Below are 18699 nucleotides of genomic sequence, written 5' to 3' on the forward strand. Positions count from 1 at the left end.
ATGGAGGACGTATGGAAAGTCGACTCAAGAAACTTCTGATGCCTGTATTCCAGCTTTTGGCAGTGCCGGTAGATAAACTGGAGGCCTCCGACAGCTATGTCGTTACGCTGAAAGGTGGTCTGGCGATTGAGATGAAAGAGTCGCCTGATGACTTTCTTACCGTCAGTTGCCTGATTCCGATATCTGCTGAACGCTTTCAAGATCCGGAAACGCTGGGCATTCTGCTGCAGACAAACTTGCTGGGGCTTGAACATCCGCCCATCCTGACAGCTGCTATCGTCGAGCAGCAAAAAGTTATCATGTGGACGCGGCAGGCTTTTTTGATCCTCGATCAGGCTGCCATGATCCGGTTATTCAAACGTTTCACCGAGCAAGCTCAAAAAACGAAGGGATGGCTCTCGCTACCGCTGAAGGATAGCAAAGGTGCGAAACAGCCAGCTCAAGCTTCTCAAGCTAAAACCAGCCTCAACGCTGGTTTGAAAAGGGTGCTGACGTAGTGACCTTTTCTTCGCCAGACGAAAAAAGACCTTGAAATTCGAGGTTTTTTTTTTGTTAGTGCCGTTGATCTCTGCGGGCACACAGTATCGCCTGTTCTACCCGTTGCGGCATTGCCGAAACCTTCCAGGTTGCAGCCATTCGTCTCGTCAAAGGTATTGAGTTGTATCGCATTTTTCATACTGACTTCGCTATAGAATGAAACCTTTTTAAGGTGTTTTCGGGCGCTCCACCCGTTATAAGTTGACTCTATTAGACGTCAAGCGTTACACGCTTGATCTGGGCTTGAAGGCAGGTTTGGGATCCATTTTATTAGCGGTGCATGAGGTGCTCATTGGTATGATGGTGAATCAAGTGCAAAAAATATCTGTTTTGGTTTTAGTTTCTGCCCTGTTAGCAGGCTGCGGGTTTTCAGAGGCGGAGATAAAAAATGGTATTCCTGACACCCGGTCAAATACAGAAAAACCGGTTCCCGTCAACCTGGACGCTTACACGTCGAAAAAACTGGACTCTGTTCTGGAGGCCAAGGCCAGCAGCCGTAACCTTGATAAAGGTCAGATAATTGACTTGATCTCGGAGAAATTCCTGGGGGCACCGTATCGCGCCAACAGGTTGCAGGGTGCAGAACATACACCTGAACAACTAGTCATCGACTTCAGAGGTCTGGACTGTTTTACATACCTGGACTATGTAGAGGCGTTACGAAAATCGACATCGCGGCAGATGTTTGTAAAAAATTTAATTCAGACGCGTTATCATGACGGTGACGTTGATTTTTTGAAGCGCAAGCATTTTTTTACTGACTGGGCTTACAGTCAAACGCAGAATCTGGCGGATGACATTACTACTCAGGTAAGCTCGAATACAGTACGTGTTGAAAAGCGCCTTAATGAAAGGCCCAATGGCAAGAGCTATATTCCTGGATTGCCAGTCGTTAAACGCAGTATCACCTACATCCCGAGCCGTCTTGTTGATAATAAGGTGGTGAGTCAACTGCGGACGGGTGATTACATCGGCATTTACGCCAGTCTTCCTGGCGTGGATGTGACTCATGTCGGTGTTTTTATCATGACTGACAAGGGCCCTGTTCTACGAAATGCGTCTTCGCGAAAGGAAAATGAAAAGGTAGTGGACTCACCCTTTTTTGAGTATGTGGCGCGAAAGCCGGGGATTGTTGTTTTCAGGGCGAAAGATTAAAAACCTTGACCATTTGACGCGCAGGTACCTCGGACGCTTTCTCCACTGCTTTAGGGCCCGAGAGTGATACACATCCTCGCGCGCCGGGTGAGGCTGGGCAAACCCATCACGCCAGCTTTCCACCAGACGAAAAAAAAGACCTTGAAATTCAAGGTCTTTTTTCAATTTTGGTGCCCCGAGGGAGAATCGAACTCCCACTTCTTTCGAAAACGGATTTTGAATCCGCCGCGTCTACCAATTCCGCCATCAGGGCTCAATGGCGGCGAAGTATAAGGATGAGTTTTCCGTTGGTCAACAGGGATTTACGCAGGTTTTTTACTAATGCCGTCAAACCGGATAAACTTCCCGGCCCTGCTAAACGAACCCGATCATGCGCGTCGCTGACTTTATCTTCGAACTCCCTGATTCCCTGATTGCTCGTCACCCGTTGGCCGAGCGTCGCAGCAGTCGTCTGTTGACCCTCGATGGGCCGACGGGCGCGCTGGCACATCGTCAATTCACCGATTTGCTCGAGCATGTGCGCACGGGCGATTTGATGGTGTTCAACAATACCCGTGTCATCCCCGCACGTTTGTTCGGGCAGAAGGCGTCCGGCGGCAAGCTGGAGATTCTGGTCGAGCGCGTGCTGGACAGCCACCGTGTGCTGGCGCATGTGCGTGCCAGCAAGTCGCCCAAGCCCGGCTCGTCGATTCTGATCGACGGCGGTGGCGAGGCCGAGATGGTGGCACGGCACGATACGCTGTTCGAGCTGCGCTTCGCTGAAGAGGTGCTGCCGCTGCTGGATCGTGTCGGGCACATGCCTTTGCCTTCTTATATAGACCGTCCGGACGAAGGCGCGGACCGCGAGCGCTATCAGACCGTCTACGCCGAGCGCGCCGGTGCTGTGGCCGCACCGACTGCCGGGCTGCATTTCGACCAGCCGTTGCTGGACGCGATTGCCGCCAAGGGCGTCGAAACCGCGTTCGTCACGCTGCACGTCGGCGCGGGCACGTTCCAGCCGGTGCGCGTCGAGCAGATCGAAGATCACCACATGCACAGCGAGTGGCTGGAAGTCAGCCAAAGCGTGGTCGATGCCGTGGCGGCGTGCCGCGCGCGTGGCGGGCGGGTGATTGCGGTCGGCACCACCAGCGTGCGTTCACTGGAGAGTGCCGCGCGCGATGGCGTGTTGAAGCCGTTCAGTGGCGATACCGACATCTTTATCTATCCGGGGCGGCCGTTTCATGTGGTCGATGCCCTGGTGACCAATTTCCATCTGCCTGAATCCACGCTTTTGATGCTGGTTTCGGCGTTCGCCGGTTACCCCGAGACCATGGCTGCCTATGCGGCGGCGGTCGAGCGTGGGTACCGCTTCTTCAGTTACGGTGATGCGATGTTCATCACCCGCAATCCCGCGCCGACGGCCCCACAGGAATCGGCACCAGAGGATCACGCATGAGTCGCACCTGTCGTATGTCTTTCGAGTTGTTGGCCACCGACGGCAAGGCCCGTCGCGGTCGCCTGACCTTTCCGCGTGGCGTGGTCGAGACCCCGGCGTTCATGCCGGTGGGCACCTACGGCACGGTCAAGGGCATGTTGCCGCGTGATATCGAGGCCACCGGTGCGCAGATGATTCTGGGCAATACCTTTCACTTGTGGCTGCGTCCCGGCACCGAGGTCATCAAGGGCCACGGCGATCTGCACGATTTCATGCAGTGGAAAGGGCCGATTCTGACCGACTCCGGCGGTTTTCAGGTGTTCAGCCTGGGCGCCATGCGCAAGATCAAGGAGGAGGGCGTGACCTTCGCCTCGCCGGTCGATGGCGCCAAGGTGTTCATGGGCCCGGAAGAGTCGATGCAGGTCCAGCGTGACCTGGGCTCTGACGTCATGATGATCTTCGACGAATGCACGCCGTACCCGGCTGATGAAGACGTGGCGCGTGTCTCCATGGAGCTGTCGCTGCGTTGGGCCAAGCGCTCCAAGGTTGCGCACGGCGAAAACACCGCAGCGCTGTTCGGCATCGTTCAGGGTGGCATGCACGAGAACCTGCGCAAGCGTTCGCTCGAAGGCCTGGACGATATCGGTTTTGACGGTCTGGCGATCGGCGGTCTGTCGGTCGGCGAGCCCAAGCACGAAATGATCAAGGTGCTGGATTACCTGCCGGGCCTGATGCCGGCAGACAAACCTCGTTACTTGATGGGTGTAGGCAAGCCGGAAGATCTGGTCGAAGGTGTGCGCCGTGGCGTCGATATGTTCGATTGTGTCATGCCGACCCGCAACGCCCGCAATGGCCACCTGTTCATCGATACCGGTGTGCTGAAAATCCGTAACGCGTTCCATCGCCATGACAATTCGCCGCTGGATCCGAGCTGTGATTGCTACACCTGCAAGAACTTCTCGCGCGCTTATCTGCATCACCTGGACAAGTGCGGAGAAATGCTGGGGAGCATGCTCAATACCATCCACAATTTGCGGCACTACCAGCTGCTGATGACTGGTTTGCGCGAGGCTATTCAACAGGGTACATTGGCCGCCTTCGTCGATGCCTTCTATGCCAAACGCGGCCTTCCAACGCCGCCTCTGGGTTGAAACAGAACGAGTTTTTCCTGCTTTTATACTAATTATGTAACTGGAGCGACACATGAGCTTTTTCATCTCTCCCGCTTTTGCGGATGCTGCTGCACCGGCTGCCGGTCCTGCGGGCAGTGGTTTCGAGTGGATCTTTCTGGTCGGCTTTCTGGTCATCTTCTACCTGATGATCTGGCGTCCACAGGCCAAGCGCGCGAAAGAGCAGAAAAACCTGCTGGGCAACCTGCAGAAGGGCGACGAAGTGGTCACCAGCGGTGGTATTGCCGGCAAGATCAACAAAGTGACCGACGATTTCGTGGTCATCGAAGTGTCTGACACCGTCGAGCTGAAAATCCAGAAAGGCGCCATCGCGGCCACTCTGCCTAAAGGCACCCTGAAAGCGATCTGAGTAGCAACTTTTTACCCATCGACGGGGCGCGCAAGGCGCCCCGCGTTTTAAGCGGGCGGCGTGATGCTGAACAAATACCCTCTGTGGAAATACATACTGATCCTGGCTGTGCTGGTGGTCGGTTTTATTTATTCCGCACCTAATCTCTATCCTGATGATTCTGCCATCCAGATCAGCGGCGCAATCACTGCGCTGCAAGTCAATCAGGCAGACGTGGATCGTGCAGCCAAGGCGCTTACCGATGCCGGCATCGCGGTCAAGGCTTCTTCTCTGGCCGAGAATGGCAAGGGCGGTCTGTTGCGTCTGAGCAAGCAGGAAGACCAGTTGCCGGCCAAGGATGTCGTGCGCAAGGCGCTGGGCGATGATTATGTCGTCGCACTGAACCTGGCCCGTACCACGCCGACCTGGCTGCGTAACCTGGGCGCAAGCCCGATGAAGCTCGGTCTCGACCTGTCCGGTGGTGTGCACTTCCTGCTGGAAGTCGACATGGACAAGGCGATCGATGCTCGTCTGAAAGTGTACGAAGGCGAAGTCAAATCCTTGCTGCGCAAGGAAAAGGTCCGCTATCGCAGCCTGCCGCAGCTGGGCAATGTGATTCAGCTGGGTTTTACCGATGACGCCGAGCGCGAGCAGGCTCGTGCGCTGGTTCGCAAGACCTTCACCGACTTCGAAATCACGCCTGCCGAGCTGAACGGTATTCCCGTGCTGCGCATGGCGTTGACCCCGGCCAAACTGGCCGAGATTCGTGAATACTCGATCAAGCAGAACCTGACCACCGTGCGTAACCGGGTCAACGAGCTGGGTGTTGCCGAGCCGCTGGTTCAGCGTCAGGGTGCCAACCGCATCGTGGTCGAGCTGCCGGGTGTGCAGGACACGGCCGAAGCCAAGCGTATTCTGGGCAAGACTGCCAACCTCGAATTCCGTCTGGGCGCAGGCCCGGATGATTCGAAAGGCACCACCGAGATGTTCGAATTCCGCGAAGGCGGTCGTCCGGCAGCGGCGGTGGAGCGTGGTCTGATCATTACCGGCGACCAGGTCACCGACGCCAAGGCCAGTTTCGACGAGCATGGCCGTCCACAGGTGAACATCAATCTTGATGGTCGCGGTGGCGAGCTCATGAGCCGCGCAACCCGCAGCAATGTGGGCCGTAGCATGGCGGTGATCTTCATCGAGCAGCGTCCGACTACCACTTACACCAGGCCGATGGTCAACGGCGTCGAAAAAGACGTGCCGGTGCAGACCTTCAAGGAAGAGAAGAAAATCATCAGCCTGGCGACCATCCAGTCGCCGTTGGGCAGCCAGTTCCGGATTACCGGTCTGAACGGCCAGGGTGAATCTTCCGAGCTGGCGCTGCTATTGCGTGCCGGTGGTCTGGCTGCACCGATGTACTTCGCTGAAGAGCGCACCATCGGTCCGAGCCTGGGGGCCGACAACATCACCAAGGGTATCGACGCTTCCCTGTGGGGCATGCTGTTCGTCTCCATCTTCATCATGGCGATCTACCGTTTCTTCGGCCTGATCGCTACCGTCGCGCTGGCCCTGAACATGGTCATGTTGCTGGCGCTGATGTCCTTGCTGGGTGCAACGCTGACCCTGCCGGGTATCGCCGGTATCGTATTGACCATGGGCATGGCGGTGGATGCCAACGTGCTGATCTTCTCGCGTATTCGTGAGGAGATCGCCAACGGCATGACGGTGCAACGCGCTATCAACGAAGGTTTCGATCGAGCCTACACGGCGATCCTCGACGCCAACCTGACGACACTGCTGGTCGGCGGCATTCTCTTTGCGATGGGCACCGGCCCGGTCAAAGGGTTTGCGGTGACCATGTCGCTCGGGATCTTTACCTCGATGTTCACGGCCATCATGGTGACCCGCGCTATGGTCAACCTGATCTACGGCGGTCGTGACTTCAAGAAGTTGTGGATTTAAGGGGCTGCCATGTTACGTACCATCAACTTCATGGGCGTTCGCAATGTTGCGTTCGCCGTCACGATGCTCCTTACCGTACTGGCGTTGTTCAGCTGGTTCCATAAAGGGCTCAACTTTGGTCTGGACTTCACCGGCGGTACGCTCATCGAGCTGACCTACGAGCGTCCGGCCGATCTGGGCAAGGTTCGTCAGGAACTGGTTGCAGCGGGCTATCACGATGCCGTTGTGCAGAGCTTCGGCGCAACGACTGATCTGCTGGTGCGCATGCCTGGTGAAGACCCGCAACTGGGTACTCAGGTAGCTGAAGCGCTGCGCAAGGCGGGCGCTGATAACCCGGCAGTGGTCAAGCGTGTCGAGTTCGTAGGCCCGCAAGTGGGTGAAGAGCTGCGCGATCAGGGCGGTATTGGCATGCTGCTGGCGCTGGGCGGTGTGCTGATCTACCTGGCCTTCCGCTTCCAGTGGAAATTCGCGGTCGGTGCAATCATCTCGCTGATTCACGACGTGGTGGTGACGATGGGGATCCTGTCGTTCTTCCAGATCACCTTCGACCTGACAGTGCTGGCGGCGGTACTGGCGATCATCGGTTACTCGTTGAACGACACCATTGTGGTCTTCGACCGGGTACGCGAGAACTTCCGCCTGCTGCGCAAAGCTTCGCTGATCGAAAACATCAACATCTCCACCACGCAGACACTGCTGCGCACCATTGCCACCTCGGTTTCGACCCTGTTGGCGATCTCTGCGCTGTGGGCGTTCGGCGGCGACAGCCTGGAAGGCTTCTCCATCGCGTTGTTCATCGGCGTACTGGCGGGTACCTACTCGTCGATCTACATCGCCAACGTGGTGCTGATCTGGCTGAACCTGACCACCGAGGATCTGATCCCTCCAGTGGTGGTGGACAAGGCTGACGATCTGCCGTAGATCCGGCCATCATAAAAAAGGCGCGAGTGCTGAACTCGCGCCTTTTTTTATGCTCCAAGGCTAGGTATTGCGCAGCCATGCTGCGTTTCGTTTGGTCAGGAGGTTCTAGTGAACAAGTCTATGCTTGTTGGTGCTGTGTTAGGTGCTGCTGTCGTAACTGCTGGCGGCGCCGTTGCCACCTATAGCTTGGTCAAGGGTGGTCCTGAGTATGCGGATGTGTTGGCGGTCGAGCCAATCAACCAGCAGATCAAAACCCCCCGTGAAGTTTGCAAGGACGTAACCGTTACCCGTCAGGCGCCGGTCAAGGACCAGCATCAGATCGTCGGTAGCGTGATTGGCGCGGTTGCCGGTGGTTTGCTGGGCAACCAGATTGGTGGCGGCAACGGCAAGAAGATCGCTACTGTCGCCGGTGCGGTCGGCGGTGGTTATGCCGGTAACAAGGTGCAGGAAGGCATGCAGGAGCGTGATACCTACACCACGACTCAGAACCGTTGCACAACGGTCAATGACGTCAGCGACAAAGTTGTGGGCTACAACGTCAAGTACAAGCTGAACGAGAAAGTGGGTCAGGTTCGTATGGAGCGTGATCCAGGTAGCCAGATTCCGGTCGACAAGAACGGTCAGCTGATTTTGGGTCAGGCGCAGTAACGTTCTTCAAGGCATAAAAAAACCGGCGAAAGCCGGTTTTTTTACATCTGCCGTTTAGCGCTTGAGCGACGCGGGCAGGTGTGGCGCAATGGCGGTCAGCACGGCCTTGAAGCATTTGGTGTTGCCGGCGACGATATGGCCTTTCTCGAGGAAATCGTGACCGCCGGTGAAGTCGCTGACCAGACCGCCTGCTTCCTGAATCAGCAGCGCGCCCGCAGCCATGTCCCATTCGGACAGGCCCGACTCCCAGAACGCATCGAAGCGACCGGCAGCAACGTAGGCGAGGTCGAGGCTGGCAGCGCCTGCGCGACGAATGCCTGCGGTCTGGCCGACCAGGCTGCGGAACATGCCCAGGTAGTTTTCGAGGTTGTCCATCTGGTTGTCCCGGAACGGGAAGCCGGTGCCGAGCAGGGCGCCTTCCAGGCTCTTGCGCTGGCTGACGCGCAGGCGACGACCGTTAAGGGCTGCACCACGACCACGGCTGGCGGTGAATTCTTCCTGGCGGACCGGGTCCAGAACAACGGCGTGCTCGAGGCGGCCGCGGTATTTGCAGGCAATGCTGACGGCGAAGTGCGGGATGCCGCGAACGAAGTTAGTGGTGCCGTCCAGCGGGTCGATGATCCACAGGTAATCTGTGCCTTCGCCACTGCCTTCATGCATGCCGCTTTCTTCGCCGAGGATGCCGTGAGTCGGGTAGGCCTTGCGCAGCGCAGTGATGATGCTCTGTTCAGCAGCGCGGTCGATCTCTGTGACGTAATCCTTGGCTTCTTTTTCGTCAACCTTGATGGTATCCAAGCGCTCGATGGAGCGGAAAATCAATTCGCTGGCGCTGCGGGCGGCGCGCAGCGCGATATTCAGCATGGGCTGCATGGACAATTCACCTAAGGTTGTTAAAGAGAGCCGGGCATTCTATGGGCTGATTCGAATTATTTCCAGCCTTGCGTTGTTACGACTGTCGACCTGGCATGAGTTTTTTCGTCACTCGACGGGCGGATCCGGATCATCCCGTGTGCACGGGTTCGTAGCGTTAGGCGGACCGTTTCTGTAAGATTCCCCCCCCCCCCCCCCCTAATTCGCGTCAGTGAGCGTTCGCCTTGTTGCAGAACATCCGTGTTGTCCTGGTCGGCACTACCCATCCCGGAAATATCGGCGGGGCCGCTCGCGCCATGAAAAACATGGGGCTTGCGCGTCTGGTACTGGTTGATCCGCGTATTTTTCCGTCGCCCGATGCCGATGCGCGGGCGTCTGGCGCCACCGATATTCTTGAAGGCGCGCAAGTTGTTGCGACGCTGGAAGAGGCGCTGGTCGGTTGCCGTCTGGTGCTCGGCACCAGTGCGCGGGATCGCAGCCTGCCCTGGCCGATGCTCGATCCGCGCGGGTCTGGCGAAAAAGTCATCGAGCAGGCCGGGGAGGGCGCCGAGGTGGCGCTGGTCTTCGGTCGCGAGCATTCGGGCCTGACCAACGAAGAGTTGCAGCGTTGTCACTTCCACGTGCACATTCCGTCGGACCCCACGTTCAGCTCGCTCAATCTCGCCGCCGCTGTGCAAGTGCTCAGTTACGAAGTGCGTATGGCCTGGCTGGCCGTGTCTTCGCGGGGCGAAGCGCCCAAAACGGCGTCGGCACACAGTGCCGAGCTGGCGACGATGGACGAGATGGAAGGCTTCTATGGGCATCTGGAAACCACGCTGGTGGACATCGGCTTCCTTGACCCCGAAAAGCCGCGGCACCTGATGGCACGGCTGCGCAGGCTGTTCGGTCGCAGTGAGGTCGAGCGCTCCGAGCTGAGTATTCTGCGCGGTGTGCTCACCGAGACCCAGAAAGTCGCACGCGGCGAACCCTACAAGCGAAAGGATCAGTGATGTTCGAGCGTCTGCGAGAAGACATTCAAAGCGTATTTCATCGCGACCCTGCGGCGCGTAATGCCTTTGAGGTGCTGACCTGCTATCCGGGTATGCACGCCATCTGGCTGCACCGTTTTGCACACATTCTGTGGCGCAATGGCTGGAAATGGCCGGCGCGGGTGGTGTCCAACTTCGGTCGCTGGATGACCGGTATCGAGATTCATCCCGGCGCACGCATCGGTCGCCGCTTTTTCATCGACCATGGCATGGGCATCGTGATCGGTGAAACCGCCGAGATCGGCAATGACGTCACGCTTTATCAGGGCGTGACCCTTGGCGGTACCAGCTGGAACGCCGGCAAGCGCCACCCGACGCTGGAAGATGGTGTGGTGGTCGGCGCAGGTGCCAAAGTCCTCGGTCCGTTCACGGTAGGCGCAGGCGCCAAGATCGGTTCCAATGCGGTGGTGACCAAGGCGGTGCCTGCCGGTGCAACTGCTGTGGGAATCCCCGGGCGGATCATCGTCAAATCGGATGAAGAGACCGAAGCCCGGCGCAAGGCCATGGCGGAAAAGCTCGGTTTCGATGCCTATGGGATCAGTGGCGACATGCCTGACCCGATCGCCCGCGCCATCGGCCAGTTGCTCGATCACTTGCAGGCGGTCGACGGTCGACTGGAAGGCATGTGCGACGCGCTTGGCAAACTTGGCAGCGATTATTGCGCCAAAGAGCTGCCCGAGCTGCGTGATGAAGTCTTTGACTGCGTTAAAGAAGTGCGCGAAGGCACGGTTGATTAAGTGTGGCGGCTGCATCCGGTTGGGTCTAGACCTTGCTGTTTGATTGGCCGACGCGGTTCCGTTTTTTTGATGAGCGTGCAAGCTTTGCTTGGGGGGCTGTCATAGATTTATCAATTAATCGATCAACACTCAGGCAAAAATAGCGACTGTCTGACGCCCCATCAGTATCAGTTCGCCCCTCTCGCTCCATATTTCCATGTCTTGCAACGAATAGCCGCCCCCTGCCTGGCAGCTTGAAGACTTCAACAAGAACCACTCGCCACTTCGGGGGAGAGTGATGATGTCAAATGCCCAGGAAATGGTACTGAGAGGGACGGGTTCGGTTAAAACCGTCGCTGCAGCAGGCGGCAGAACATCTGCCAGCGCGATGAGGGCAACCATTGGATCTACGCCTTCGGAATCAAGGTGCCTTGCCCACATGACCATTTGAGGAAAGCTTGCGCCGGAAAACGGTAATGCACCCCCGGTGGCGGGCCTTATTTCAAAATTGTGAATGCAGGCGGGCGCATGAGGCCTGGCAAGCTCTATGATGTTTTCCGGGCGCTCTGCGACAGGTGGTTGGGGATAGGTGTGTTGAATGCGTGTCGTGCGGTGAGCCGTAAAAACCATGCTTGTTCGAAGTGCCAGGGCTTCTGATGAGAAACATTCTGTTGCGATGGTGGTAACTGATTTGCCCTTGTGCAGCACAGTCGTCTCAAACACCTGCTCTTGGCTGGATGGGTTGACGAATAACGCCTGCACCGAGCGAAGATGATCGAGGGGGACATCTGTCTTTTGGCGTACTGCCTCCAGTGACAGCGCAGTCGTAAGGCCGCCATAAACCGTCCTGCCTTGTAGCCAGTTTGCAGGCACCGTAAACGGCTCTGTCGAGCGGAAATCTTTGATTAGCTGACCTAGCGATATCACGATTGTCTTCCTCAATCAGGTGTTTCTCGATTAACGATGTGGATGACCCACGCATGTCGGTAAGGTTACTCTATAACACTAAAATGAAGTTTACATTCCAGTCATTCGAGGCGGATGTGCGTGCTGGCTCAGTGATTACACTGTCGGCTTTCTGCTGGGGTGCAGGCGGACATCGGCCATAACGTGGTGGCTGGCAGGTTGGCCGGTCGAATCGCTGGTCTGGGGGGAAATCGCCCAGAACGAGTCTGAGCCCTTGCTCTTTAGCGCCTTGATAAACTTCGTCTGGTTGCCGAAGCGCCTGAGGTTCAGGTCGGAGTTTCGCTGGTTCTCTGCATTGATCATGTCGAGAAGATGAGTGGCGTCGAGCTTAGCGAAACTGGCGCTTGTCTTCTTGCCGGATGCGCGATCAATGGCGGCCTGGCCGTAGGCTTTCAATGGAGTAGGTGCAGTAAGTGAGGTCGAAAATCTTCTTTTTTTGTTGCAGTCAAGCTCTCGCTGACGTGCTCTGCTTCCGCCTCGTTCACCGAGGCAGTATTTTGAGCAGCAGTCGAGGTGGCGATGTAATCAGGTGTGTGCAAATGCTGGGTCGTACGAGATGCGCTGAGGCATACATTTCCCATTGGAGAAATCCTGCAAGCGTCAAGTTGGTATCCTATTGAGTAGCTCCTCATGAGTGATCAGTTCCACATCGTCCACGCCATGCACAATGGCATACGCCCGCAGGTGCCCCGAGATGCACGCGAGGCCGTCGTGCCGACGGGGCTTGGAACGTGCCATTACGCCGCACCTTTGCTATGATGCAGCCCGCGCTTTTCGCTAATCCCGACTGTTTTACTGGGTCTAATACTTGACTCATTTACTCGGGAATAGCATACTCGCCCTCATTCCGAACCTCTGCGGTATATGCCATGCGACTGACTACTAAAGGCCGATACGCTGTGACTGCCATGCTTGACTTGGCATTGCACGCGCAGAACGGGCCAGTGTCTCTGGCTGATATTTCCGAGCGGCAGGGCATATCCCTGTCCTACCTCGAGCAGCTGTTCGCCAAGCTGCGCCGGGGCAATCTGGTTTCCAGTGTGCGTGGCCCGGGCGGTGGCTATCAGCTGTCCCGCGACATGAAAGGCATCCAGGTTGCGCAGGTCGTCGATGCGGTCAACGAATCGGTCGATGCCACACGTTGTCAGGGGCTTGGCGATTGCCATGCCGGGGATACCTGCCTCACCCACCACTTGTGGTGCGACCTGAGCCAGCAGATTCACGAATTTCTAAGCGGTATCAGCTTGGCGGATCTTGTCACTCGCCGTGAGGTACAAGAAGTCGCTCAGCGCCAGGACATGCGCCGTGGTCATAACCACGCGTCGCAACTGGGTAAGATCGAAACGTCCGCCGTCGAATGAACGCAGATGAATGAGCGGTGCGCCTGCCTGATAGGAGAGCTTCAATGAAATTGCCAATTTACCTCGACTACTCCGCGACGACCCCGGTCGATCCGCGTGTCGCGCAGAAAATGATCGAATGCCTGACAGTCGAAGGCAACTTCGGCAACCCGGCCTCGCGCTCTCACGTTTTTGGCTGGAAAGCCGAAGAGGCGGTCGAGAACGCTCGCCGTCAGGTCGCTGATCTGGTCAGTGCCGACCCGCGTGAAATCGTCTGGACCTCGGGTGCCACCGAGTCCAATAACCTGGCGATCAAGGGTGTGGCGCACTTCTACGCCAGCAAAGGCAAGCACCTGATCACTTCGAAAGTCGAACACAAGGCTGTGCTCGATACCACGCGGCAGCTTGAGCGCGAAGGGTTCGAAGTGACGTACATCGAGCCGGGCGAAGACGGTCTGATCACGCCTTCGATGATTGAAGCCGCACTGCGCGACGACACCATCTTGGTGTCGGTCATGCACGTGAACAACGAAATCGGCACCATCAACGACATCGCTGCTATCGGTGAGCTGACCCGTTCGCGCGGCGTACTGTTCCACGTTGACGGCGCGCAATCGACCGGCAAGGTTGAAATCGATCTGGCCAGCCTCAAGGTTGACCTGATGTCGTTCTCGGCACACAAGACCTACGGTCCGAAAGGCATCGGCGCGCTGTACGTCAGCCGCAAGCCGCGCGTCCGCCTTGAGGCGGCCATGCACGGCGGTGGTCACGAGCGCGGCATGCGTTCCGGGACACTGGCCACGCACCAGATCGTCGGCATGGGTGAAGCGTTCCGGATCGCCAAAGAAGAAATGGCCGCTGAAAACGTGCGCATCAAGGCGCTCAGCGACCGGTTCTTCAAGCAGGTCGAAAATCTGGAAGAGCTCTACGTCAACGGCAGCCTGACTGCCCGCGTACCGCACAACCTGAACCTGAGCTTCAACTACGTCGAAGGCGAGTCGCTGATCATGGCGCTCAAGGATCTGGCGGTTTCGTCCGGTTCGGCCTGTACCTCGGCCTCGCTGGAGCCTTCCTACGTGCTGCGCGCCCTGGGTCGTAACGACGAGCTGGCACACAGCTCGATTCGTTTCACCTTCGGTCGTTTCAGCACCGAGGAAGAGATCGATTACGCCGCGCAGAAGGTCTGCGAGGCTGTCACCAGGCTGCGTGCTCTTTCGCCGCTGTGGGACATGTTCAAAGACGGCGTCGATATCTCCAAGATCGAGTGGGCGGCGCACTAATTTAAAGTCGCCTTCAAGACAGGTCATGCGCAAACCGGCGTGACCTGCAGAGCGGCTCCCTGATGTGAGAGGAACAGAATCATGGCTTACAGCGAAAAGGTCATCGACCACTACGAGAATCCACGTAACGTCGGCAAGATGAACGCGGAAGACCCGGATGTCGGCACTGGCATGGTCGGCGCTCCTGCGTGCGGCGACGTAATGCGTCTGCAGATCAAGGTCAACGATCAGGGCGTTATCGAAGACGCCAAGTTCAAGACCTATGGCTGCGGTTCGGCGATTGCGTCCAGCTCACTGGCGACCGAGTGGATGAAAGGCAAGACTCTGGACGAAGCAGAGACCATCAAGAACACTCAGCTGGCTGAAGAGCTGGCACTGCCGCCAGTCAAGATTCACTGCTCGGTACTCGCCGAAGACGCTATCAAGGCGGCCGTTCGCGATTACAAGCAGAAGAAAGGCTTGCTATAAGCAGGTCTTCACGAAGAAAAGTAAGGAGCTCCGATGGCTATCAGCATGACAGAAGCTGCCGCTAACCACGTGCGACGTTCCCTTGAGGGGCGTGGCAAGGGTGATGGCGTTCGTCTGGGTGTTCGCACCACAGGCTGTTCAGGTCTTGCCTACGTGCTCGAGTTCGTCGACGAGGCGGCCAGCGAAGACACCGTGTTTGAAATGCACGGCGTCAAGGTCATCATTGACCCGAAAAGCCTGGTCTATCTGGATGGCACCGAGCTCGACTTCGTGCGCGAAGGGTTGAACGAAGGCTTCAAGTTCAACAACCCTAACTCGCGCGGTGAGTGCGGCTGTGGCGAAAGCTTCAACGTCTGAGGCTTTTTATTGTGGGTACTCCCTGTCATTTCGCCCTGTTCGAGCTCAAGCCTGAGTTTCAGCTTGATCTTGACCAGTTGGCAACGCGTTACCGAGAGCTGGCGCGCAACGTCCACCCGGACCGTTTCGCCGATGCTCCCGAGCAAGAGCAGCGTCAGGCGCTGGAGCGTTCTGCCAGCCTCAACGAAGCCTATCAGACCCTGAAGAGCCCGCCGAAAAGGGCGCGTTATCTGCTGGCGATGAATGGCAACGAGGTGCCGCTCGAGGTCACTGTCCATGATCCCGAATTTCTTCTGCAGCAGATGCAATTGCGCGAAGATCTCGAGGATTTGCAGGATGAAGCCGATCTTGCCGGGGTCGCGACCTTCAAGCGCCAGCTCAAGATCACCCAGGAGGAGCTGAACCAGAGCTTCGCTGCCTGCTGGAGTGATCCTGCACAACGCGAGCACGCTGAAAAGCTGATGCGGCGTATGCAGTTTCTCGACAAGCTTTCTCACGAAGTGCGCCAGCTAGAAGAGCGCCTCGACGATTAACCCCGTGCGGCTTCGGCTGCACGCCAGTGATTATTCTGAACAGCATGGCCTTACTGCAAATCGCCGAACCCGGCCTGAGTCCTCAACCGCACCAGCGTCGTCTGGCTGTGGGGATCGACCTGGGCACCACAAATTCTCTGGTTGCTGCCGTGCGCAGCGGCCTGTCTGAACCGCTGGCCGATGCAGAAGGGCAGGTCATTCTGCCGTCTGCGGTGCGCTATCACGCTGATCGTGTCGAAGTAGGGCAGTCGGCGAAAACCGCCGCCTCTCAGGACCCGTTCAATACCGTGCTGTCGGTCAAGCGCCTGATGGGCCGCGGCCTGACCGACGTCAAGCAATTGGGCGAGCAGTTGCCTTATCGTTTCGTTGGCGGCGAGTCGCACATGCCGTTCATTGACACCGTGCAGGGTCCGAAAAGCCCGGTTGAAGTGTCCGCCGACATCCTCAAAGTTCTGCGTCAGCGTGCTGAAGCGGCGTTGGGTGGCGAACTGGTGGGGGCGGTGATTACGGTTCCGGCCTATTTCGATGATTCCCAGCGTCAGGCCACCAAGGATGCCGCCAAACTGGCCGGCCTCAACGTGCTGCGCCTGCTCAACGAGCCTACGGCCGCTGCGGTTGCCTACGGCCTGGATCAAAAGGCCGAAGGTGTCGTGGCTATTTATGACCTGGGCGGCGGCACCTTCGATATTTCGATCCTGCGCCTGACCGGCGGTGTCTTCGAAGTCTTGGCGACGGGTGGCGACACGGCCTTGGGCGGCGATGATTTCGATCATGCGATTGCCAGCTGGATCGTTGCCGATGCCGGACTGTCTGCCGACATCGATCCGTCCGCGCAACGCAATCTATTGCAGACCGCCTGTTCGGCCAAGGAAGCGCTGACTGACGCCGAGTCTGTCGAGGTTGCCTACGGTGACTGGCGCGGCACGTTGACCCGCGAGGCGTTCAATGCGCTGATCGAGCCGATGGTTGCACGTAGCCTCAAAGCCTGTCGTCGTGCGGTGCGTGACACCGGTATCGAACTTGAAGAAGTCGAAGCAGTGGTCATGGTCGGTGGTTCGATCCGCGTTCCTCGCGTTCGCGAAGCAGTCGCCGAGCTGTTCGGTCGTCAGCCGCTGACGGATATCGATCCGGATCAAGTGGTGGCCATCGGGGCTGCGATCCAGGCGGATACCCTAGCCGGCAACAAGCGCGATGGTGGCGAGCTGCTGTTGCTTGATGTAATTCCGCTCTCGCTAGGGCTGGAAACCATGGGCGGGCTGATGGAAAAGGTCATTCCGCGCAACACCACGATCCCTGTGGCGCGTGGTCAGGAATTCACTACGTACAAAGATGGCCAGACGGCCATGAAAATCCATGTGTTGCAGGGTGAGCGCGAGCTGGTCAGCGACTGCCGGTCGCTGGCGCGTTTCGAATTGCGCGGCATTCCGCCGATGGTGGCGGGTGCGGCGAAAATCCGTGTCACGTTCCAGGTCGACGCGGATGGCCTGCTCAGCGTTTCGGCGCGTGAGATGGGCTCGGGCATCGAGTCGAGCATCCAGGTCAAGCCGTCCTACGGGCTGACCGATGGCGAAATCACCCGCATGCTCAAAGACTCCTTCGAATATGCCGGTGACGACAAGGTCGCCCGTGTACTGCGTGAGCATCAGGTTGACGCCGAGCGCTTGCTCGAAGCCGTTCAGGGCGCGCTGGATGCCGACGGCGAGCGCCTTCTCGACGAAGAAGAGCGCATGGTCATCACCCTGCAGATGGAAGAATTACGTGAATTGATGCAAGGCACCGATGGCTATGCCATCGAGCAGCAGACCAAGCGTCTGTCGCAGGTGACCGATGCATTTGCTGCCCGACGCCTCGATTCGACGGTAAAAGCCGCACTGGCCGGGCGCAACTTGAATGAGATTGAGGAATAACTGATGCCGCAGGTGATTTTTCTGCCCCACGCCGAGCATTGCCCGGACGGGTTGGTTGTAGAAGTGGAGCCGGGCACGTCTATTCTCGACATCGCCCACGAGCACCACATCGAGATCGAAAGCGCCTGTGGTGGCGTGTGCGCTTGCACCACGTGTCACTGTGTCATTCGCGAAGGCTTCGATTCGCTGAACGAAGCTGACGAACTGGAAGAAGACATGCTCGACAAGGCGTGGGGACTGGAAACGCAATCGCGTCTATCCTGTCAGGCCATTGTCGGCACCGAAGACCTGACCGTCGAAATACCCAAGTATTCGCTCAACCACGCGGCTGAAGCGCCGCACTGATTGAAGGTTTGCTCATGAGTCTCAAATGGGTTGATGTGCAGGAAATTGCCATCCAGCTGGCCGAAAGCCATCCGGATGTCGATCCGCTCACGGTAAGTTTCCCCAGGCTGCGCAAGCTGGTGATGGACTTGCCGGAATTCGACGACGACCCGGCCCGTAGTGGCGAAAAGGTCCTCGAAGCGATCCAGGCCCTGTGGATCGAAGAGGCGGATTGACGTTCAGTAACGTACGCCGTTAGGCAATACACCAGAACCCGCGTATAATTCGCGGGTTTAATTTTTCGCTTAAATCACTGTTTCTGGAGTTTCACCATGGCTGTTCAACGTACTTTCTCCATCATCAAGCCTGACGCCGTTGCAAAGAACGTAATCGGCGAGATCACCACTCGTTTCGAAAAAGCCGGTCTGCGCGTTGTCGCTTCCAAGCTGAAGCAACTGTCCAAGGCCGAAGCTGAAGGTTTCTACGCTGAGCACAGCGCTCGTGGTTTCTTCGGTGACCTGGTTGCATTCATGATCTCCGGCCCGGTTGTCGTTCAGGTTCTGGAAGGCGAAAACGCTATCGCTCTGAACCGCGAACTGATGGGCGCTACCAACCCTAAAGAAGCCGCTGCCGGCACCATCCGTGCTGACTTCGCTGATTCCATCGACGCCAACGCGGTTCACGGTTCCGATTCCGAAGCAGCCGCTGCTCGCGAAATCTCGTACTTCTTCGCAGCTACCGAAGTAACCGCTCGCTAAGTCATT

22 protein-coding genes and 1 tRNA gene are annotated in these 18699 nt (G+C 57.6%); 19 read left to right on the forward strand and 4 right to left on the reverse strand.

The genetic code is table 11. From position 1 onward, the window contains the following. The first annotated feature begins 11 nt into the window (after positions 1-11). Positions 12-497: a type III secretion system chaperone family protein gene (locus BLT55_RS01810; RefSeq protein ID WP_054999413.1), complete on the forward strand. Its 486-nt coding sequence runs from the start codon at positions 12-14 to the stop codon at positions 495-497. 352 nt (positions 498-849) lie between these two features. Beyond that, positions 850-1692 carry a DUF1460 domain-containing protein gene (locus BLT55_RS01815; protein ID WP_054999420.1) on the forward strand — a complete coding sequence of 281 codons (843 nt, stop codon included), beginning with the start codon at positions 850-852 and terminating at the stop codon, positions 1690-1692. 168 nt (positions 1693-1860) lie between these two features. Here the strand turns inward: BLT55_RS01815 and BLT55_RS01820 are convergent. Continuing rightward, positions 1861-1945, reverse strand: a tRNA-Leu gene (locus BLT55_RS01820). Between the two features lie 117 nt (positions 1946-2062). Between BLT55_RS01820 and queA the strand changes: the two genes are divergently transcribed. From queA to BLT55_RS01850, 6 genes are all read left to right on the forward strand, one after another. After that, on the forward strand, positions 2063-3127 hold the full coding sequence (gene queA / locus BLT55_RS01825; protein WP_054999414.1) for a tRNA preQ1(34) S-adenosylmethionine ribosyltransferase-isomerase QueA: 1065 nt from the start codon (positions 2063-2065) through the stop codon (positions 3125-3127). A gap of 14 nt (positions 3128-3141) precedes the next feature. Beyond that, complete coding sequence (gene tgt / locus BLT55_RS01830) at positions 3142-4257, forward strand: tRNA guanosine(34) transglycosylase Tgt (protein WP_104442755.1); 1116 nt, start codon at positions 3142-3144, stop codon at positions 4255-4257. Positions 4258-4309: 52 nt separating this feature from the next. Further along, positions 4310-4645, forward strand: coding sequence for a preprotein translocase subunit YajC (gene yajC / locus BLT55_RS01835; RefSeq protein ID WP_002552468.1), 336 nt, complete (start codon positions 4310-4312; stop codon positions 4643-4645). 63 nt (positions 4646-4708) lie between these two features. Continuing rightward, positions 4709-6577, forward strand: coding sequence for a protein translocase subunit SecD (gene secD / locus BLT55_RS01840; protein ID WP_054999416.1), 1869 nt, complete (start codon positions 4709-4711; stop codon positions 6575-6577). A 9-nt stretch (positions 6578-6586) separates the two neighbouring features. Beyond that, complete coding sequence (secF, locus tag BLT55_RS01845) at positions 6587-7498, forward strand: protein translocase subunit SecF (RefSeq protein ID WP_054999417.1); 912 nt, start codon at positions 6587-6589, stop codon at positions 7496-7498. 108 nt (positions 7499-7606) lie between these two features. Further along, positions 7607-8146, forward strand: coding sequence for a glycine zipper 2TM domain-containing protein (locus BLT55_RS01850; protein WP_002552471.1), 540 nt, complete (start codon positions 7607-7609; stop codon positions 8144-8146). 54 nt (positions 8147-8200) lie between these two features. Here BLT55_RS01850 and suhB read toward each other — a convergent pair whose 3' ends face one another. Next, positions 8201-9016, reverse strand: coding sequence for a type III secretion system regulator SuhB (gene suhB, locus BLT55_RS01855; protein ID WP_007248509.1), 816 nt, complete (start codon positions 9014-9016; stop codon positions 8201-8203). Between the two features lie 224 nt (positions 9017-9240). Here suhB and trmJ point away from each other — a divergent pair, with 224 nt between their 5' ends. Next, positions 9241-10005: a tRNA (cytosine(32)/uridine(32)-2'-O)-methyltransferase TrmJ gene (gene trmJ / locus BLT55_RS01860; RefSeq protein WP_074799888.1), complete on the forward strand. Its 765-nt coding sequence runs from the start codon at positions 9241-9243 to the stop codon at positions 10003-10005. Continuing rightward, complete coding sequence (gene cysE / locus BLT55_RS01865) at positions 10005-10781, forward strand: serine O-acetyltransferase (RefSeq protein ID WP_055000634.1); 777 nt, start codon at positions 10005-10007, stop codon at positions 10779-10781. Before trmJ ends, cysE begins: the two co-directional genes overlap by 1 nt. Positions 10782-10910: 129 nt before the next feature. On the opposite strand, the gene BLT55_RS01870 is transcribed toward cysE, so the two are convergent. Both BLT55_RS01870 and BLT55_RS33840 read right to left on the reverse strand, forming a co-directional pair. Next, a complete protein-coding gene (locus BLT55_RS01870) occupies positions 10911-11687 on the reverse strand; it encodes a thioesterase family protein (RefSeq protein ID WP_055000635.1) in 777 nt (258 codons plus the stop codon). A 135-nt stretch (positions 11688-11822) separates the two neighbouring features. Next, positions 11823-12122 (reverse strand): YopJ family acetyltransferase, encoded by a 300-nt coding sequence (locus tag BLT55_RS33840; protein WP_055000636.1) that lies wholly within the window; start codon positions 12120-12122, stop codon positions 11823-11825. Between the two features lie 473 nt (positions 12123-12595). Here BLT55_RS33840 and iscR point away from each other — a divergent pair, with 473 nt between their 5' ends. The 9 genes from iscR to ndk all read left to right on the forward strand — a co-directional run bounded on the left by iscR (position 12596) and on the right by ndk (position 18693). Then, positions 12596-13087, forward strand: a complete 492-nt coding sequence (iscR, locus tag BLT55_RS01885; protein WP_007248512.1) for a Fe-S cluster assembly transcriptional regulator IscR — start codon at positions 12596-12598, stop codon at positions 13085-13087. A gap of 44 nt (positions 13088-13131) precedes the next feature. Further along, positions 13132-14346: an IscS subfamily cysteine desulfurase gene (locus BLT55_RS01890; protein ID WP_055000637.1), complete on the forward strand. Its 1215-nt coding sequence runs from the start codon at positions 13132-13134 to the stop codon at positions 14344-14346. 81 nt (positions 14347-14427) lie between these two features. Further along, positions 14428-14814 (forward strand): Fe-S cluster assembly scaffold IscU, encoded by a 387-nt coding sequence (gene iscU, locus BLT55_RS01895; RefSeq protein ID WP_007248515.1) that lies wholly within the window; start codon positions 14428-14430, stop codon positions 14812-14814. A 33-nt stretch (positions 14815-14847) separates the two neighbouring features. Next, entirely contained in the window at positions 14848-15171 is a 324-nt protein-coding gene (gene iscA, locus BLT55_RS01900) for an iron-sulfur cluster assembly protein IscA (RefSeq protein WP_003365093.1), read from the forward strand. An 11-nt stretch (positions 15172-15182) separates the two neighbouring features. Beyond that, positions 15183-15704: a co-chaperone HscB gene (gene hscB, locus BLT55_RS01905; protein WP_055000638.1), complete on the forward strand. Its 522-nt coding sequence runs from the start codon at positions 15183-15185 to the stop codon at positions 15702-15704. Positions 15705-15748: 44 nt separating this feature from the next. Further along, positions 15749-17611, forward strand: coding sequence for a Fe-S protein assembly chaperone HscA (hscA, locus tag BLT55_RS01910; RefSeq protein WP_055000648.1), 1863 nt, complete (start codon positions 15749-15751; stop codon positions 17609-17611). A 3-nt stretch (positions 17612-17614) separates the two neighbouring features. Then, complete coding sequence (gene fdx / locus BLT55_RS01915; RefSeq protein WP_055000639.1) at positions 17615-17956, forward strand: ISC system 2Fe-2S type ferredoxin; 342 nt, start codon at positions 17615-17617, stop codon at positions 17954-17956. A 14-nt stretch (positions 17957-17970) separates the two neighbouring features. Then, positions 17971-18171: a Fe-S cluster assembly protein IscX gene (gene iscX, locus BLT55_RS01920; protein ID WP_055000640.1), complete on the forward strand. Its 201-nt coding sequence runs from the start codon at positions 17971-17973 to the stop codon at positions 18169-18171. A gap of 96 nt (positions 18172-18267) precedes the next feature. After that, a complete protein-coding gene (gene ndk / locus BLT55_RS01925) occupies positions 18268-18693 on the forward strand; it encodes a nucleoside-diphosphate kinase (RefSeq protein ID WP_002552482.1) in 426 nt (141 codons plus the stop codon). The last annotated feature ends 6 nt before the right edge of the window (positions 18694-18699 follow it).

The sequence above is a fragment of the Pseudomonas cannabina genome, from assembly GCF_900100365.1.
GTDB classification, from domain to species: Bacteria; Pseudomonadota; Gammaproteobacteria; order Pseudomonadales; family Pseudomonadaceae; genus Aquipseudomonas; species Aquipseudomonas cannabina.

Coding starts and splice junctions, on each gene's coding strand:
- BLT55_RS01810 (WP_054999413.1), top strand. CDS start 12: ATGGAAAGTCGACTCAAGAAACTTCTGATGCCTGTATTCCAGCTTTTG.
- queA (WP_054999414.1), top strand. CDS start 2,063: ATGCGCGTCGCTGACTTTATCTTCGAACTCCCTGATTCCCTGATTGCT.
- tgt (WP_104442755.1), top strand. CDS start 3,142: ATGTCTTTCGAGTTGTTGGCCACCGACGGCAAGGCCCGTCGCGGTCGC.
- yajC (WP_002552468.1), top strand. CDS start 4,310: ATGAGCTTTTTCATCTCTCCCGCTTTTGCGGATGCTGCTGCACCGGCT.
- secD (WP_054999416.1), top strand. CDS start 4,709: ATGCTGAACAAATACCCTCTGTGGAAATACATACTGATCCTGGCTGTG.
- secF (WP_054999417.1), top strand. CDS start 6,587: ATGTTACGTACCATCAACTTCATGGGCGTTCGCAATGTTGCGTTCGCC.
- suhB (WP_007248509.1), bottom strand. CDS start 9,016: ATGCAGCCCATGCTGAATATCGCGCTGCGCGCCGCCCGCAGCGCCAGC.
- cysE (WP_055000634.1), top strand. CDS start 10,005: ATGTTCGAGCGTCTGCGAGAAGACATTCAAAGCGTATTTCATCGCGAC.
- iscR (WP_007248512.1), top strand. CDS start 12,596: ATGCGACTGACTACTAAAGGCCGATACGCTGTGACTGCCATGCTTGAC.
- BLT55_RS01890 (WP_055000637.1), top strand. CDS start 13,132: ATGAAATTGCCAATTTACCTCGACTACTCCGCGACGACCCCGGTCGAT.
- iscU (WP_007248515.1), top strand. CDS start 14,428: ATGGCTTACAGCGAAAAGGTCATCGACCACTACGAGAATCCACGTAAC.
- iscA (WP_003365093.1), top strand. CDS start 14,848: ATGGCTATCAGCATGACAGAAGCTGCCGCTAACCACGTGCGACGTTCC.
- hscA (WP_055000648.1), top strand. CDS start 15,749: ATGGCCTTACTGCAAATCGCCGAACCCGGCCTGAGTCCTCAACCGCAC.
- fdx (WP_055000639.1), top strand. CDS start 17,615: ATGCCGCAGGTGATTTTTCTGCCCCACGCCGAGCATTGCCCGGACGGG.
- iscX (WP_055000640.1), top strand. CDS start 17,971: ATGAGTCTCAAATGGGTTGATGTGCAGGAAATTGCCATCCAGCTGGCC.
- ndk (WP_002552482.1), top strand. CDS start 18,268: ATGGCTGTTCAACGTACTTTCTCCATCATCAAGCCTGACGCCGTTGCA.